Origin of the sequence: Ruegeria sp. HKCCD7296 (assembly GCF_013110775.1) — a bacterium.
Lineage (GTDB): Bacteria > Pseudomonadota > Alphaproteobacteria > Rhodobacterales > Rhodobacteraceae > Ruegeria.
The window spans coordinates 1-14,761 of the sequence record NZ_WVRF01000027.1 but is presented as its reverse complement, the minus strand read 5'-3'; the positions used below and the strand labels follow the sequence as shown (position 1 = coordinate 14,761).

Below are 14,761 nucleotides of genomic sequence, written 5' to 3'. Positions count from 1 at the left end.
GCGCATTTGGAGACTGCGACCACCCTGCGTTGTATCAAGGCGATCTAATCAAGTCCTACGGCGGCCAGCTTTGCCACGATGTCATCGGTCTGTAGGTGGGTATAACGCATCAACATCCGCAAATCCCTGTGCCCACTGATCATTTGGACCTGTGCTAACGACAACCCGCTTTCCACGAAACGGGACACCGCCTCGTGTCGAAGGTCATGAAATGTCAGGTCAATCACACCCGCTCTTTGCCTGAGACGTTCGAAGGCCAATCGCACAGAGTTACCAGACAGGGGCAAACAACGGTCGTCAGCGCGTGGCAGGTCCATCAATACAGCGACTGCATTTGGGCTGAGTGGAACAGTTCGGGCACGACCGTTTTTTGTTTGGGGCAAGAATACCGTCCGACGTTCAAGGTCTACATGCCGCCATTGCATCGACAACAATTCTCCGCGACGCATCCCGGTCGCCAAAGCCAGTGTTAGAAGCGGCTTCATTAGCGGAGACCGAGATTGGTTCACGGCATTCAACAAAGCCTGCCATTCTCCCTCCTGCAGTCGTCTCTCGCGGCGGTTGTCTATCTTTGGTCGCCGGACAGGTTTGACCGGGTTCCCCTGTGGTAGGTTCTGCCCCCAATCATCACAGGCGACATCAAGGGCGTGCTGCAACCAACCCAGCTCCCTCACCACAGTCGCTGCCTTCATGGATTTAATGCGCTGGTCACGATAGTGGACAAAGTCAGCGGATCGTAGCTTGTTGACTTTCTTGTTGGCTAGCTGGGAGCATTTCCGCAGGAACCCGTTAATTGCATAGCTTTCATTGTCCGCGCACCGTTTCTCACTCGTGACGTCATCTCGGTACTTTCGCAGCACTTCGCCAAGTGTCATCTCGGATGCGCCCACACAGAGGGCTGGGGTTAGCAATCCCCTGTCGGCGCTCAACTCCGTTTCACGAGCCCACTTCGTCGCATCAGCACGCTTATGAAAGGACATAGATCGGGATTGCCCATCCTTCCGCACAGTCGCTTGCCACTTCCCGCTTGGCCGTTTTACGATTGTTGCCATGACCCATATCTCCTGTGTTGGAGACATCTTTTCCGTGTAAGTGCAGCGGAGGCGCAGCGGACACAGTTTCATGCGCAGTACAGCAAAAGGTGCTGGTCGCGTAAGACCTTGATACATTGCAGGGAAAGGATGGTGGGTGATGAGAGACTCGAACTCCCGACATCTTCGGTGTAAACGAAGCGCTCTACCAACTGAGCTAATCACCCGTGACGCTGCATGTAGCCAAGCCTGCGGGCGGGTGCAAGAGGGTCTGAGTGATTTTCTTGAATTCTATTCTTTGGCCAACCCGTGTTGCCTTGCCCGTCTGGATATCTGAACACGGTTTAATCCCGTTCCGTCGCATATCCGGATATGTGCGGCGTGATGATGGTCATGTCCAATGGACGCCTTGACCCTTTTGGACTTTCTGCAACGCAGCGGCATCGATCTCGGTAATTTCTCAAATGCGCTTGCGCGGGGCCTGCGCCCTCCGATATTCCCGAAGGGACTGCAATTTTCCGGTCGGGAGTGTACATGACCTTAACCTTCACCCGCCGTTTCTGGATGGTGGCACTGGTCTTAGGTGTTTTGGCGTTGGCACCGGTCCGAGCCGGGGCCGAGGGTGTTTTGGTTTTTGCAGCGGCGAGTCTGAAGACAGCGCTGGATGAGATTGCTGCAAGCTATGAAACGGAAACGGGGCACCGTGTCACGGTCTCTTACGCGGCCTCGTCGGTGCTAGCGCGCCAAATTCAGCAGGGCGCGCCTGCCGACGTGTTCATCTCGGCGAATCCTGATTGGATGGACATATTGGAGCAGGACGATTTGATCCGGGCAAATTCGCGGGTGGATTTGCTGGGCAATGGGCTGGTTGTGATTGGTGCGACAGGCCGAGCAAGTTGGGGAGAGATCCAACCTGGTCACGACCTAAAGGCCGAATTGAACGGCGGATTTTTGGCGATGGCCTTGGTTGATGCCGTGCCAGCAGGTATCTACGGCAAAGCCGCGTTGCAAGGCCTGAACCAATGGGACGCATTACAGGACCATGTTGCGCAGACCGACAACGTGCGCGCTGCTTTGGCACTTGTGGCGGCAGGGGCTGCACCCTTGGGTATTGTGTATCGATCAGACGCACAGGTGGAAACGCGGGTCAGTGTTTTGGCGACCATTCCCGACGACCTGCATCCTGAGATAATATATCCTGCGGCCGTCACATCATCTGCACAGGGTGGAGCACAAGCCTTTTTGGACCATCTGCGCAGCGCTGCGGCGTTGTCCGTTTTTCAGGAGCAGGGGTTTTCCCTGCCGGGTGGGTGATCCACGTGGACTGGTTGGGCCCTGCCGAAATTGAAGCGTTAAAGCTGTCTTTGCGCGTGTCGTTCTGGGCGACGCTGGCGACGTTGCCGTTTGGGATTTTCGTAGCCTACGCGCTGGCCCGCTGGAGGTTTCCCGGCCGGCAGGTCCTAAATGGTCTGGTGCATTTGCCGTTAATCCTGCCACCTGTTGTTACGGGCTATCTGTTGTTGCTGACCTTTGGAGTTCAGGGACCTCTTGGGCGTGTTCTGGCAGAGTTCGGGATAGTTGTCGCGTTTCGCTGGACCGGGGCGGCGCTGGCTGCAGGGATCATGGCATTCCCCTTAATGGTCCGGGCCATACGGTTGTCGATCGAGGCTGTGGATCCAAAACTAGAGCAAGCCGGGGCCACGCTGGGGGCGTCGCGCCCGATGGTTTTTGTGACCGTGACTTTGCCGATGATCCTTCCTGGGGTCATAGCCGGGGCCATTCTAGCTTTTGCCAAGGCAATGGGCGAATTTGGTGCAACCATCACGTTTGTGTCTAACATTCCGGGCCAGACCCAAACGCTTCCGTCAGCAGTCTATGCATTCTTGCAGGTTCCGGGCGGCGAGTCGGCTGCAACGCGGTTGGTCCTTATCTCAATCGTTATCGCGATGAGCGCCCTTCTTTTGTCAGAATACGTAGGACGGCGCGCTGCCGCACGGGTGGCCGGATCATGAGTCTTTCCGTTCGGGTGCATCATCATTTGTCGGATCTGGATCTGGATGTCAGCTTTGACGCACCGCCCGGAGTGACTGTCTTGTTCGGGCGGTCCGGGTCGGGCAAGACGACCATCGTCAATGCGGTGGCCGGGCTGCTGCGACCTCAGGCGGGTCGCGTTGCGGTCGAGGATTGGGTTCTTTTCGACACGGGTCACGGGCAATGGCTGCCGCCACACCGGCGGCGGTTAGGGTATATCTTTCAGGAAGGGCGGCTATTCCCTCATCTGACCGTACGCCAAAATCTGGCCTACGGTCGCTGGTTTGCCCCCAAAAGGGCGCAGCGGGAAGACCCCGAAAAGGTCATCGAAATGCTGGGCATTGGCCACCTGCTGGATCGCCGACCAGCCGGGTTGTCAGGGGGCGAAAAACAACGCGTGGCCATTGGGCGTGCGCTGCTGGCGAGCCCGCGTCTGATCCTTGCAGATGAACCTCTGGCCGCGTTGGACGAGGCGCGGAAAGCAGAGATTCTGCCGTATTTCGAACGTCTCAGGGATGAGGTATCTGTTCCTATTCTCTATGTAACCCACTCGGCGGCCGAGGTCGCGCGTCTGGCGACCTCGGTTGTTGCACTTCAAGACGGAAAAGCCGTGCGCCATGGGCCCGCTTCCGAGGTTTTAGCCGATCCTTCGGTTGCCCCGGCCGGGGTTCGCGCAGTTGGGGCCGTTTTGGAAGTTCAGGTCGTGCAGCATCACACTGACGGGCTGACAGAGTTGAATGCCAACGGCGCAAGATTGTTCCTGCCACGCATTGCGCATGACGTAGGGGCGCAATTGCGCATCCGCATCCCGGCGCAAGAGGTGATCTTGTCAAACCAAAAGCCCGAGGGATTGTCTGCACTGAACGTGCTCAGCGGTACGGTGGCCTCGATCCGATCGGGCGAGGGGCCTGGCGCAATTGTGTCCGTCACGACCCCTGCAGGTAGTGTTCTGGCGCGCGTCACACGTCGATCAGTGGCGGCATTAAACTTGCAGGTGGGCAGCCCATGTCACGCGATTATTAAGACGGTTGCCCTGGCTCCTCAGGATGTCGGCGGGCGTATCGCGCCGGGCCAGTAATCTCAGGTAAGCGCGCGCGCCTCATGTTCGCGCAGTATCAAACGCGCGGCGCGGCCAAACCCGGTGTGACCCGAAGCTGGCCGGTCTGGAAAGATTGCAGCCAGTTCCCGAAGCGCGTCGGAAGACAGCGTGTAAAGCGCTTCTTCCCCCAGAAACAGGCTTTCAGCTTGCAGCCCTTCTGCATTCAGAATTTCATGACGATCCAACAATATATGCAGGTACTCAATCGCCTCTACCGAGGTATCCACATAAATACCCGGCCAGTCGCATAGATGCTTTGCAGCCACCAGCGCCTCGGCGGCACCGAACAGCAGTTCCACTTTCGGGCCCTTCACCAGAATGCGGTGCTGTTGCGAAACCAGAAGATCCCGACGGGGTGAGTTCGACCCCAGACTTCCTGCTGAAATGCGCACAGGCCGCATCGCAGGCTCGGCGCATAATCGTTCGCGAGGTATCACACTGCTTTCGATCCAGCGAATGGGTTGCAGCCCGTGATCCGCGGTAGCAACCTTGTGACCTACGTCCAGCGTTTCGATGACCTTTGGACCGTCTTCGGTCTCGATCAAAGTCCCGGCTGCAAAGCACACACCTTCGATCCTGATCGTGACTGCAACCGGGTCCGGGTTGTTGGAAAACGGCAGGGTAAAGGGCCCCACTTGTGTGGTGCCAGTAACGCTGATGAAGAAGGTATCGAAAACGACTTCGCCGTTGTCCAAGCTGTCAAAAAAGGTCGGGTCGACCGCATAGGTCCACTCGCCAGTGTTTGGATCAATCGAGGCAGTACCGTTGGCGGGGGGTGTTGCAATCGTCCAGGTCTGGGTCGTTGGTGTGAATGTGCCATTGTCCAGCGTCGGCTGTCCCATCGCCACATTCGGCGGGGATCCGGTCACGTTTCCGGTCAATTCGCCTGTGATTGTTACCGAGACCACTTAACCTTCGCCTTGCTGCAACACCTGTTCAAATTCTCGTTTCCGATACAGGCGCATATGGACCTCGCCCGCCTGATCCCGCGTCCATTCGACGATCCGGTTGCGTGTCATGTCGCTGTCCATCCGGTTTGTTCGCACACGTGGATGTGGGATCTCTTGTTTAAGGATATCAACAATCTGGCTTGTTTGTCCAAACGGGGCCACCAGATCGACGATCCAGAAGGAAGGACCACTGGTAAAATCGGTATCCTTCAGTGGTTTTTCCTGTACCGCATAGCGGTACTCGGCCTCGGGGCTGAGCCCGGCAAAGGTAACAAAGCCACGGGGAAAACCGTCTTGCCGGAAGATATGGTACTGGCCCAGGCGAAATGGAGTTTCGAATGCATAGAGAACCTGTGCCAGATTGCGTTTTTGATGAGTCTTCGTCAGCCCGGCAAGATAGAACATCGCGCCCAGATCGGCATATTTCTCGGGCGGAAAATCAAACCAGTCTTTGGGGAAGCTCTTGCTCAACGGGACAGGCCAACTTTGCAATGTGAACCAAAACCTTAATCACAGTGTACCCTTTTCCAGCGATATGGGTAGAAGAATTTCTTAACCGCGCCCACGCCGTCCTCATCTCGAGGGTGCAGCGCTTTACTCGGGCGCTGACCTGGCTATGTTAATGAGAAGGGAGCATTTTTACGGGATGCTGGATTATGCGTTTTCTTAAGGTTTTTGCCTCAACTGCTCTGGTGTTGGCACCTGCAATTGCCGAGGCTGTCGGTTTTGGCCTGTATGTCCGCCCTCAATTTCGCACAGAGATCACGGCGCTGCCGGATGGGGTTTATGAGGTCAAGGCTGTAGGCTCGTCAGCGCCCGTGAATTACTGGTGCGGTATCGGCGACTATGCGATCCGAACTTTGGGCGTGCCGAACAATCAACGGATCTATATTTATCGTGCTTATGAACCCGGTGTCCGGACAGTTCAGTTTTCTCTGACACCGCCACCCGGCGCGGATACCAAGCCGGGATACTCAATAACGGTTCGAAAGGTCGGTGCCAACATGTCGGCATCGTCGGCACAGAACTACTGTTACGACAACTTCATCATGGACACGTTCTGAGCGTCAGACCCATTTCGCCATCGGCGGCAGGCTCATCAGAACCGCATCCGGGTCATGCCCGGTTTCCAGCCCAAATTTTGTGCCGCGGTCGTAGACCAGGTTGTATTCCGCATACAGACCGCGATGCACGAGTTGGGTGTTCTTGTCCGCGTCTGTGAAACCCTGCAAGCGACGCTTTTCAACCAATGGCAAGAAGGCGGGCAGGAATGCACGACCGATATCCTGGGTCAGGGCAAAATCGGCCTGCCATTCCCCGGTGCAGTAGTCATCCATGAAAATCCCACCCACGCCTCGTGCACGCTTGCGATGAGGAATATAGAAATACTCGTCCGCCCAGTCTTTCAGGCGCGGATAGTGTGCGACGCCGTGCGGGTCCAGATGAGCTTTTTGGGTGGAGTGGAAATGGCGTGTGTCTTCGTCATATTCGATACAGGGGTTCAGGTCCGAGCCCCCACCAAACCACCAGGCGTGCGGCGTCCAGAACATGCGTGTGTTCATGTGCACCGCAGGGACATGGGGATTTTGCATATGGGCCACGAGACTGATCCCCGAAGCCCAGAAGCGGGGATCCTCGGTCATGCCGGGGATACCTTTGCGCGCCGCCATCGCGTGCTGTGCGCGTTCACCCAATGTGCCGAAGACGGTCGAGACATTGACGCCAACTTTCTCGAACACGCGACCGCCATGCATCACAGACATCAGCCCGCCACCTGCATCCGAACCATCCTCAGATTGGCGCTCGGTTTCTTTGACCTCGAACCGACCGGGTTTTGCATCGGAAAACGGTCCAGTGTCGTGGCTGTCTTCAAGGGCTTCGAACGCAGAGACAATATCGTCGCGCAGTTGTCGGAACCAGGCGGAGGCAGTGGATTTTTCTGTATCGAACATGTGTCTTAGTGGGCTGGGGCAGCTACGGGGTCAAGCAATGTACGCCCGCCGTCGATTGTCAGGATCTGACCTGTGATGAAACCGGCTGCGTCGGACGCCAGAAACTGCGCGGTTTCGGTCAGCTCTGTCGCCGAAGCGATACGGGCCAGCGGCGTGTGCTTTTCAATATCGTCCCGGAAGTCCCGGTTTTCCTTGAGTGTCGATTGTAACGAAGCGCTCATGACCGAGCCCAGTGCGATCGAATTGACCCGAATACGGTTCGGAGCAAGCGCGACTGCAAGGGATCGGGTCATCTGATCCAGCGCCGCGGTCGACACGGAATAGGCCATCAGGTCGGGATGCGTCCGGCGGGCTGCGATAGAAGACAAGTTGATGATCGACCCGGCGGGGTTTTCTTCATCCCCGTCCGCCTGTTTGATCATGCGCTTGGAAACCAATTGGCTTAGCCGCAGGGCGGGCATCAGGTTCTGGTTCAGCAGAGTACGCACCGAGTCGTCATCTGGGTCAAGAGGATCAGATGGGATCACCTGCCGCGCGCCGTTGATCAGAATATCCACCTGATCAAAAGCGTCCAGTGTGGCAGAAAGCAGGTTTGCTATGGTCAGCTTTTCGCGCAAATCGCCCGCGAAATAGCGGATATTGCCGTCCTCGGCCTGACCGCCTAACTCATCGATCAGACGCTTTTCGTCCATGTCGGCGAACATGACATTTGCCCCTGCATCAGCGAAATGGCGTCCAATAGCCAGACCGATGCCGTTGGCACCGCCCGTTACGATTGCTGTCTTGCCAGCGATGGAAAAGGACATCCGAATCCTCCTGAATTGGGGGCAGGTTAGCGAGCCTTAGCGCCGAGGGCGAGAGGCCTGAAGCACCTTGAACCGGTTGTCTCCGGCAATTTCAGTGACCTGAGCGAAATGTTCGTTCAGCGTGGTTTCGTAGGGAAGGTGGCGATTGGCGACCATCCACAGAGTTCCGTTGCGGGTCAGATTGCGTGCGGCAGCGACGATAAATCCCTGACCCAGCGCGGGGTCCGCGCTGCGCGAGGTGTGAAACGGGGGGTTCATGACGACGGTGTCGATGGGCTCGGGTGCGGTCCATTTGACTGCATCTGCCCAATAGAACTGTGCTCTTGAATCCAAGATGTTTCTGCGCGCGCAGGTCAGAGCGGCATGATCTGCCTCGACCAGGTGCAATGACTTGACGTCGTCACGTTTGAGGATCTCTGCTGACAAATATCCCCAACCTGCACCAAGGTCGGCGACGCGTGCGCCAAGTTTGGCAGGCAAGACATTTGACAACATGGCCGAAGCCGGATCGACTCCATCTGCCGAAAACACGCCTGGCGCGGTTTGAAAATCACCGACCTTCTGTGTGGCGGGCGCGGCCCAATCCTCAAAAGCAGCTGCGTTGGCCTGAAACCAGAAAATTTTGCCGTGTGCTTTGGACAGGGGGCCTTCGACAGCAATCCGCTTGCGCACATCTTTCAATATGCTGTCCACCCCATCGGTCTTGGCCCCATCGACCACGACAACCCCAGCAGCCCGTGAACACGCCCGCTGGATCATCGCGCGCGCCAGCGCCTTGGCACGTGGCAAAAACACGATGGCATCCTGACAGGGGTTTTTTGCTTCGGGCACTGTGTCAAAACCTTGCGCGGCAAAACAGTCGTGAAAGGGTTTGAACGGTTGCACCACCTGCGCACCGGGGGGAAGCGTCGAAAGGTCATGCTCTGGCACCGGGCAAATCACCGTCAAAGGCTGCGACAGCGACAGGCCGTTTTGCAAAGCAAGTTCCAGACGTGGGGACATGGGCAATTCCGGCAAAAAAAAGAGAAGGGTGCGTCAGGCGAGATGCCTTATTCTTCGCGTTCCATGGTGCATTGCAGCGGGTGTTGGTGCCTGCGGGCAAAGTCCATCACCTGGCCAACTTTGGTCTCAGCAATCTCGTGGCTGAAGACGCCGACAACGGCCACGCCCTTTTTGTGAACGGTCAGCATGATTTCAAACGCCTGAGCGTGGGTCATACCAAAGAAACGCTCTAGCACGTGCACGACAAACTCCATTGGCGTGTAATCGTCGTTCAGCAACAGCACCTTATACAAGGGCGGACGCTTGGTTTTTGGGCGCGTCTGAAGCAGGACAGACGCGTCACCGTCGTCGTCCGGGGTCTCAGACATCATCCAGGTCTTTTCCAGCATCGTGTGCAACTGTCCGATTCAGGCTTGGGGTTTATCTTGGCGCTTATATAACGTGGGGATAGCCGGTGAAAAGAGCAAGCGAACGTAAATCAGATGACGAAGAAACTGACCACAATCGGGTTTGATGCGGATGATACCCTTTGGCACAACGAACGGTTTTTTCAGCTGACACAGGCCCATTTTGCCGAATTGCTGGCTGATCACACCGACCGCGATCACCTGATGGAGCGTCTTCTGGCCGCCGAAAAACGCAACATCAGGCATTATGGATATGGGATAAAGGGGTTTGTTCTGTCGATGATCGAAACCGCCATCGAGGTGACAGAAGACCGTGTTCCGGCCTCGGTCATTCGGCAATTGATCGAAGCCGGGCAAGAGATGCTGGCGCATCCGATCGAGCTGCTGCCTCATGCGCGCGAAGCGGTCGAGAACGTGACTGACGCTTATCGCGTCATTCTCATCACCAAGGGCGATCTAATCGATCAGGAACGGAAATTGGCCCAGTCAGGGCTGGGCGATTTGTTCGACGGGGTCGAGATCGTCTCGGAAAAGACTTCGGATACCTATCGGACGATTTTTGAATCCCACGGGGATGGTCCGGCGTCTGCAATGATGGTTGGCAATTCCATGCGCTCGGATGTGGTGGCTCCGATTCAGGCCGGATGCTGGGGCGTTTACGTGCCCCACGGTCTGGTGTGGGAGGTTGAGTACGCCGAAGCCCCGGTTGAAAGCCCCCGATTCCGCGAGCTGCGCGATTTGGGTGATCTGGCTGATCTGGTGAGCAGCCTGAGGTAATGTTGCCTATTGGCCGCAGTTCTGCAAATTTCGAGCCGCGCGGCGGCAAAGCATTGCCACAATCGCGCATCTGGTGGGCCAGGGCTGGAACGTCATCAACATATAGCCTTGTGCGGGCGCATGACGAAACCGCGAAATGCGCAGCTTTCAGTTTATTTCATGGCCCCTCTGTGTTAGCTTAGTCGGTATCAAAATAATTTTGCTGACCGGGAAAACCCGGCGGCGCGAGGCAGACAGAGGCAAAGATCGTGCAGATTCGGCGGACAGTTCCGGCCCGAACGGGCTTATTCCTTATAGCGATGCTATGTGTGCTGGCGTTTGCGCCACTCAAATCCATCGCGGCACCTTATGCGGCAATGGTAATTGACGCTCGTACCGGAGAGGTTTTGCATTCGCGCAATGCTGACACGCGGTTGCATCCGGCATCGCTGACCAAGATGATGACGCTGTACATCGCGTTTGAAGCGGTGCGAAATGGCGAGATTACACTGGATACGCCTGTACGGATCACCAAGAAGGCTGCGGCCGAGCCGCCTTCCAAGTTGGGTCTACGAACGGGGCAGACGATTGCTTTCCGGTATCTGATCCGCGCGGCAGCGGTGAAATCAGCCAATGACGCGGCAACCGCTATCGGCATCGCCATCAGCGGGTCCGAAGCCGCGTTTGCGCGCCGTATGACACGCACTGCCAAGGCCATGGGCATGAGCCGTACGACTTTCAAGAACGCGCATGGTCTGACCGAGTCGGGGCATTTGTCCACCGCGCGCGACATGACCACGCTGGGACGGCATCTGCTGTACGATTATCCGCAGTATTATAACCTGTTCTCGCGTCAATCGACACATGCAGGGATCAAGACTGTACCGAATACCAACCGTCGCCTGTTGGCCGCGTACAAAGGGGCAGATGGAATCAAAACCGGGTATACACGCGCTGCGGGGTTCAACCTGGTGGCGTCGGCCAAGCGCAAAAATGAACGGATCATCGCAACCGTCTTTGGCGGAAAGTCGGGCGCATCGCGCAATGCCAAAGTTGCCGAGCTGTTGGATTTGGGTTTCCGCCGCGCCCCATCGCGAGCGCCTATCCGCAAGCCGGCGCGCCCGGCTTATGCTGGAAATGCCGGACTGGGCGTACAGGTCGCGGGTGTAAGCGGACCGCCCAAAACAAGTCTGCGCCCAGTTGTACGTCCAAGCGCGACAACGCAGGTTGCAAGTGCCGTTGCGGCGACTGCGGATCAGAACCGCGACCGGATCACAAATGGCATTGCGGCTGCCATCGCCCAAGCGGATATCGCACCGACCAATACGTCTGAACAAACACCGGGCACCCGCCCGACACAGCGCCCGACCGGTCTGGTACTGGCGTCGACCGAAACGGCCAAACAGCCCGAGCCCGAGCAGGAGGTGGTCACCCGACTTTCTTCGTCTGGCGGGCATCTGTGGGGCGTCAATGTGGGGCGTTACACCACACGATATGAGGCCGAGAAGGTGCTGCTGAAAACCGCTTTGTCAGAAATGACGACGCTAGAGGGCACGCTGCGCAAGGTGAACCAAAGCTCGCGCGGCTTCGATGCAACTTTTCAAGGCATGACCCGCGAGCAGGCCGATCTGGCGTGCCGCCGGTTACAGGCCCGCAATGTGACCTGTTTCATGATCGGACCATCATAAGGTTCGGCAAAATACTCTCCTGTTGGGTCTGGGCTGTGGTTTTCCACAGCCCTTTTTTCATGACAGCGCAGTATTAAAGGCGTGTAGGGTTATCGGACGAACTTCGTCACCTCGACGCCGCCGCCGATCAGGCTTTCCCTCACGGAACGGGCGATCTGAACCGCAGTTGGTCCGTCCCCATGCAGACAAATCGTGTCGATGGAGGTCTCTAGCCTCTTACCGCTTTCAGTGATGATAGCGCCTTCGCGGACCATGTTCAGAATGCGTGGACCAGCCACATCAGCGTCGTGGATCACGGCACCGGGCAGGCTGCGGTCCACCAAGGTGCCATCGTCGTTGTAGGCGCGGTCGGCAAAGATCTCGCCCACCCATTTACACCCAAGCTCGCGCACGGCATCTTCCTGTTTTGTCACAGCAAGCACCATGACAATAATGTCGGGGTCCACATCCAAAGCGCCCTGATAGCAGGCCCGCGCCATATCAATATCGACCGAGCACATATTGGCCAGCGCGCCGTGCAGCTTGAGGTGCCGAACTTTGGTGCCGACCGCCTTGGCCATGCCCATTGCTGCGCCCAACTGATACCGCACCAAATTGCGCAACGCATTATGGGGCACTTTCATGTTCCTACGGCCAAAGCCCTGCAGATCGGGAAAGCCGGGATGCGCACCTATGCCCACATTGTTGTCGGTCGCAAGTTGCATTGTCGCCGCCATCACATCCGGGTCGCCTGCATGAAAACCACAGGCGATGTTGGCGGAGGTGATGATTTTCAACAGGCTTTCGTCATCGCCCATCTTCCAGGGGCCAAAACTCTCCCCCATATCGGCATTCAGATCGACGCTGGGCATCGGCAATTCTCCTTAGTCGGTGGCAGAGATCACTCCGCCGATCAATTGGTAGGACAACAGGTCCTGAATGTCGTGCGGGTCACGGATCAGAGGTTCGACCCGTGAGGGCAGGCGCGCAAGTTCTGACAGGAAGGCAGTGTGCAACGCGCTTGCCTCGTCCATGCTGACAAATCTGAAAAGGATTTTACCACCGGCAGGCGTTTGTGCAGCGCGCGGCATATCGCAGGGCAAAACGGTTGCAATACGAGGATAACCCCCGGTGGTCTGGCACTCCGGCAACAGGATGAACGGATCCCCTGTGCCGGTCATTTGAATATCGCCGGGGGTGATCACCTCGGACAAAATGTTCAGCTGACCGGATGCCGCAAACCCGTCTCCGTCGCTATCCACTTGCATCCCCATCCGGTTGGCGCGCGTTCCGCGCCGGAAAGTGGTCGCGGCAAAGCGATCCAATGTCGAGCGATCAAACAGTGTGGTCTGAAAGCTTGCCACCACACGCAGTTCTCCGCCCGCGAACCGTTCATCAGGCGTTAGTTTCAACCCGGTCTGGCCTGCATCTGGTCCGCATGTCAGCCTGTCGCCTTGTTCTAACGCACGACCGATCCGCGCCGTCAAATGTGCCGAGCGCGAACCCAGAAAAACATCGGACTCTATTCCGCCGCCCAGATGAAGATAGCCATAGTTACCCTGTACAGCTGCCCCAATGTTCATTCGTTGCCCGGCAGTCAATTGATGTGACGCATTCCAGGTCACTGGGCTGCCGTCGATGCTGGTTTGCATCCGCGCACCGGTTAGTGCAATGCGCACGTCTTGCGTGACCTCAAACTCACCGCCCATTCCGGCCATTTCGAGCGCTGCGAGGTTCGGGCTCTGCCCCAGTAAAGCAGCCCCTTCATGCAAGGCCAATATATCGGCGGCACCAGAACGCGACAAACCCTGGTCCAGATACCCGGTACGCCCCTGATCCTGGATTGTACATGAAGGGCCGATCCGATGGACGATCAGACTCATGGTGCGATCTCCTCACAGATGGCACCACCGGTACCGTCTGTATTGGTGGCGCGGATATGCTCCAACTTTTCACGGGATACTGGCGTGAACAGCAATTCGTCACCGGGGCTCAACGGGAATGTATCGGACCTCTCCGGGCGAAAGCATCTAAAGGCGGTTTGTCCGACATGCCGCCATCCGGTTGGTGTTGGGCCGGAAAACAAGACGAATTGCGAGATCGCCAGAACCAACGCGCCCTCTGGCACCATCGGGGTCAGGTTTTGCAGTCGGGGAATATTGAACTCGGGCCCCAGTGGCCCAAGGTAGGGCTGTCCGGGCGCAAACCCTATGGTCAAAACCCTCACCCGCGACTGTCCAAGGCGTCGTATTGCCTCTTCCGGCGTTAAGCCAGCGGCAGCGGCAGCGTCGTCCAGCTGTGGCGCCAGATCGGTTCCGTAGACTGTTGGAACGCGCCACAGCTTGCGACCTGTTGGAAGGGGTGTGTTGTACCAGTCCTTTTGGTCCAGAAGATACTGGAGTCTTTCAAGCATTTGCTGATGAGAAATGAGCTGTGTGTCGAAACGCACAAAGGTCGAGCCCAAAGACGCCGAAGACTCTGTGACTTCATCCCATTGCAGACCGTCTACTTCGGACCGGAATGCCAGCGCTGCACAATTTGCCTTCTCTGACATGATATCCGCAAATGTGACGAGCGCTCCGTCAAACCCAACGGTTCTGACCAAAGGAAACTGAACGTGACGGGCCATACTGATCCTGCGTGTGACAACAAAGTACGGGAACCAGACCCCATCCAAAGGAGATGTGCAAGACAGGTCTTGAGGGGTTTGGCGGTAGACGAACGAGGTTTGGGTAAGGTCAAAAGATCAGGGTTAGTTTGGCTGTTCTTCGATTCTCACTCGTCAGTTGGCTCGGGATTTGGTGAAATCCTCGAGTCGGATCGTGGGCTCGAGTCGCTCCGACTTGTGCCTGCGCTCTGTTGGCGCTCTAGATGTAGTGGCGGTGTGGTTTGGCCGAGACTTTCGAAGAAAGGGTTTGTTAACGTGTATAGCTTTTCAGCTCTGATTTAGCGGTATGTTGATTGCTTTAAGTATTTGAATTTAAATAATTTTAAGGCGTGACTCAAAAAACTTTTGATTTTTTGTTTTTTTGGGTTGCGGGTTTTGGGAGTAAACCTTAG

General features: G+C 56.9%; 16 protein-coding genes and 1 tRNA gene. 6 read left to right on the top strand and 11 right to left on the bottom strand.

Annotated elements, in window-relative coordinates:
* Positions 1 to 44 precede the first annotated feature (44 nt).
* Together GS632_RS21475 and GS632_RS21470 are read right to left on the bottom strand one after the other, a co-directional pair.
* Entirely contained in the window at positions 45 to 1,052 is a 1,008-nt protein-coding gene (locus GS632_RS21475; RefSeq protein WP_171722445.1) for a site-specific integrase, read from the bottom strand.
* A 130-nt stretch (positions 1,053 to 1,182) separates the two neighbouring features.
* Positions 1,183 to 1,258 (bottom strand) — tRNA-Val (locus GS632_RS21470).
* A gap of 307 nt (positions 1,259 to 1,565) precedes the next feature.
* Between GS632_RS21470 and modA the strand changes: the two genes are divergently transcribed.
* From modA to modC, 3 genes are read left to right on the top strand one after another with little or no spacing between them, the layout of a single operon-like run.
* A complete protein-coding gene (modA, locus tag GS632_RS21465) occupies positions 1,566 to 2,345 on the top strand; it encodes a molybdate ABC transporter substrate-binding protein (protein ID WP_245223345.1) in 780 nt (259 codons plus the stop codon).
* A gap of 5 nt (positions 2,346 to 2,350) precedes the next feature.
* Positions 2,351 to 3,043 carry a molybdate ABC transporter permease subunit gene (gene modB / locus GS632_RS21460; protein ID WP_171179394.1) on the top strand — a complete coding sequence of 231 codons (693 nt, stop codon included), beginning with the start codon at positions 2,351 to 2,353 and terminating at the stop codon, positions 3,041 to 3,043.
* A complete protein-coding gene (gene modC / locus GS632_RS21455; RefSeq protein ID WP_171179396.1) occupies positions 3,040 to 4,140 on the top strand; it encodes a molybdenum ABC transporter ATP-binding protein in 1,101 nt (366 codons plus the stop codon). Before modB ends, modC begins: the two co-directional genes overlap by 4 nt.
* 2 nt (positions 4,141 to 4,142) lie before the next feature.
* On the opposite strand, the gene GS632_RS21450 is transcribed toward modC, so the two are convergent.
* Together GS632_RS21450 and GS632_RS21445 are read right to left on the bottom strand one after the other, a co-directional pair.
* Entirely contained in the window at positions 4,143 to 5,069 is a 927-nt protein-coding gene (locus tag GS632_RS21450) for a Hint domain-containing protein (RefSeq protein ID WP_348540169.1), read from the bottom strand.
* Positions 5,070 to 5,582, bottom strand: a complete 513-nt coding sequence (locus GS632_RS21445; protein WP_171179397.1) for a toxin-activating lysine-acyltransferase — start codon at positions 5,580 to 5,582, stop codon at positions 5,070 to 5,072.
* 185 nt (positions 5,583 to 5,767) lie between these two features.
* On the opposite strand from GS632_RS21445, the gene GS632_RS21440 reads away from it, so the two are divergent.
* Positions 5,768 to 6,175 (top strand): hypothetical protein, encoded by a 408-nt coding sequence (locus tag GS632_RS21440; RefSeq protein WP_171179399.1) that lies wholly within the window; start codon positions 5,768 to 5,770, stop codon positions 6,173 to 6,175.
* 3 nt (positions 6,176 to 6,178) lie between these two features.
* Here the strand turns inward: GS632_RS21440 and hemF are convergent, their stop codons facing one another.
* From hemF to clpS, 4 genes are read right to left on the bottom strand one after another with little or no spacing between them, the layout of a single operon-like run.
* The gene (hemF, locus tag GS632_RS21435) at positions 6,179 to 7,063 is read right to left on the bottom strand and encodes an oxygen-dependent coproporphyrinogen oxidase (RefSeq protein ID WP_171179401.1); all 885 of its coding nucleotides are present in this window, start codon (positions 7,061 to 7,063) and stop codon (positions 6,179 to 6,181) included.
* 5 nt (positions 7,064 to 7,068) lie between these two features.
* Entirely contained in the window at positions 7,069 to 7,869 is an 801-nt protein-coding gene (locus tag GS632_RS21430) for an SDR family NAD(P)-dependent oxidoreductase (RefSeq protein WP_171234850.1), read from the bottom strand.
* A 36-nt stretch (positions 7,870 to 7,905) separates the two neighbouring features.
* Positions 7,906 to 8,871, bottom strand: coding sequence for a class I SAM-dependent methyltransferase (locus GS632_RS21425; RefSeq protein WP_171239130.1), 966 nt, complete (start codon positions 8,869 to 8,871; stop codon positions 7,906 to 7,908).
* A 47-nt stretch (positions 8,872 to 8,918) separates the two neighbouring features.
* On the bottom strand, positions 8,919 to 9,260 hold the full coding sequence (clpS, locus tag GS632_RS21420; RefSeq protein ID WP_171179408.1) for an ATP-dependent Clp protease adapter ClpS: 342 nt from the start codon (positions 9,258 to 9,260) through the stop codon (positions 8,919 to 8,921).
* A 93-nt stretch (positions 9,261 to 9,353) separates the two neighbouring features.
* On the opposite strand from clpS, the gene GS632_RS21415 reads away from it, so the two are divergent.
* Both GS632_RS21415 and GS632_RS21410 read left to right on the top strand, forming a co-directional pair.
* Positions 9,354 to 10,055: an HAD family hydrolase gene (locus GS632_RS21415; RefSeq protein ID WP_171179410.1), complete on the top strand. Its 702-nt coding sequence runs from the start codon at positions 9,354 to 9,356 to the stop codon at positions 10,053 to 10,055.
* 299 nt (positions 10,056 to 10,354) lie between these two features.
* Positions 10,355 to 11,722, top strand: coding sequence for a D-alanyl-D-alanine carboxypeptidase family protein (locus GS632_RS21410; protein ID WP_171179459.1), 1,368 nt, complete (start codon positions 10,355 to 10,357; stop codon positions 11,720 to 11,722).
* Between the two features lie 89 nt (positions 11,723 to 11,811).
* On the opposite strand, the gene GS632_RS21405 is transcribed toward GS632_RS21410, so the two are convergent.
* Genes GS632_RS21405 through GS632_RS21395 form a run of 3 tightly spaced genes read right to left on the bottom strand, consistent with a single transcriptional unit; the run spans position 11,812 to position 14,330 of the window.
* Positions 11,812 to 12,573, bottom strand: a complete 762-nt coding sequence (locus GS632_RS21405) for a LamB/YcsF family protein (protein WP_171179412.1) — start codon at positions 12,571 to 12,573, stop codon at positions 11,812 to 11,814.
* Between the two features lie 12 nt (positions 12,574 to 12,585).
* A complete protein-coding gene (locus GS632_RS21400) occupies positions 12,586 to 13,584 on the bottom strand; it encodes a biotin-dependent carboxyltransferase family protein (protein WP_171179414.1) in 999 nt (332 codons plus the stop codon).
* Entirely contained in the window at positions 13,581 to 14,330 is a 750-nt protein-coding gene (locus tag GS632_RS21395; RefSeq protein WP_171179416.1) for an allophanate hydrolase subunit 1, read from the bottom strand. Before GS632_RS21395 ends, GS632_RS21400 begins: the two co-directional genes overlap by 4 nt.
* Positions 14,331 to 14,761: the final 431 nt, after the last annotated feature.

Coding starts and splice junctions, on each gene's coding strand:
- GS632_RS21475 (WP_171722445.1), bottom strand. CDS start 1,052: ATGGCAACAATCGTAAAACGGCCAAGCGGGAAGTGGCAAGCGACTGTG.
- modA (WP_245223345.1), top strand. CDS start 1,566: ATGACCTTAACCTTCACCCGCCGTTTCTGGATGGTGGCACTGGTCTTA.
- modC (WP_171179396.1), top strand. CDS start 3,040: ATGAGTCTTTCCGTTCGGGTGCATCATCATTTGTCGGATCTGGATCTG.
- GS632_RS21440 (WP_171179399.1), top strand. CDS start 5,768: ATGCGTTTTCTTAAGGTTTTTGCCTCAACTGCTCTGGTGTTGGCACCT.
- hemF (WP_171179401.1), bottom strand. CDS start 7,063: ATGTTCGATACAGAAAAATCCACTGCCTCCGCCTGGTTCCGACAACTG.
- GS632_RS21430 (WP_171234850.1), bottom strand. CDS start 7,869: ATGTCCTTTTCCATCGCTGGCAAGACAGCAATCGTAACGGGCGGTGCC.
- GS632_RS21425 (WP_171239130.1), bottom strand. CDS start 8,871: ATGTCCCCACGTCTGGAACTTGCTTTGCAAAACGGCCTGTCGCTGTCG.
- clpS (WP_171179408.1), bottom strand. CDS start 9,260: ATGCTGGAAAAGACCTGGATGATGTCTGAGACCCCGGACGACGACGGT.
- GS632_RS21415 (WP_171179410.1), top strand. CDS start 9,354: ATGACGAAGAAACTGACCACAATCGGGTTTGATGCGGATGATACCCTT.
- GS632_RS21410 (WP_171179459.1), top strand. CDS start 10,355: ATGCTATGTGTGCTGGCGTTTGCGCCACTCAAATCCATCGCGGCACCT.
- GS632_RS21405 (WP_171179412.1), bottom strand. CDS start 12,573: ATGCCCAGCGTCGATCTGAATGCCGATATGGGGGAGAGTTTTGGCCCC.
- GS632_RS21400 (WP_171179414.1), bottom strand. CDS start 13,584: ATGAGTCTGATCGTCCATCGGATCGGCCCTTCATGTACAATCCAGGAT.
- GS632_RS21395 (WP_171179416.1), bottom strand. CDS start 14,330: ATGGCCCGTCACGTTCAGTTTCCTTTGGTCAGAACCGTTGGGTTTGAC.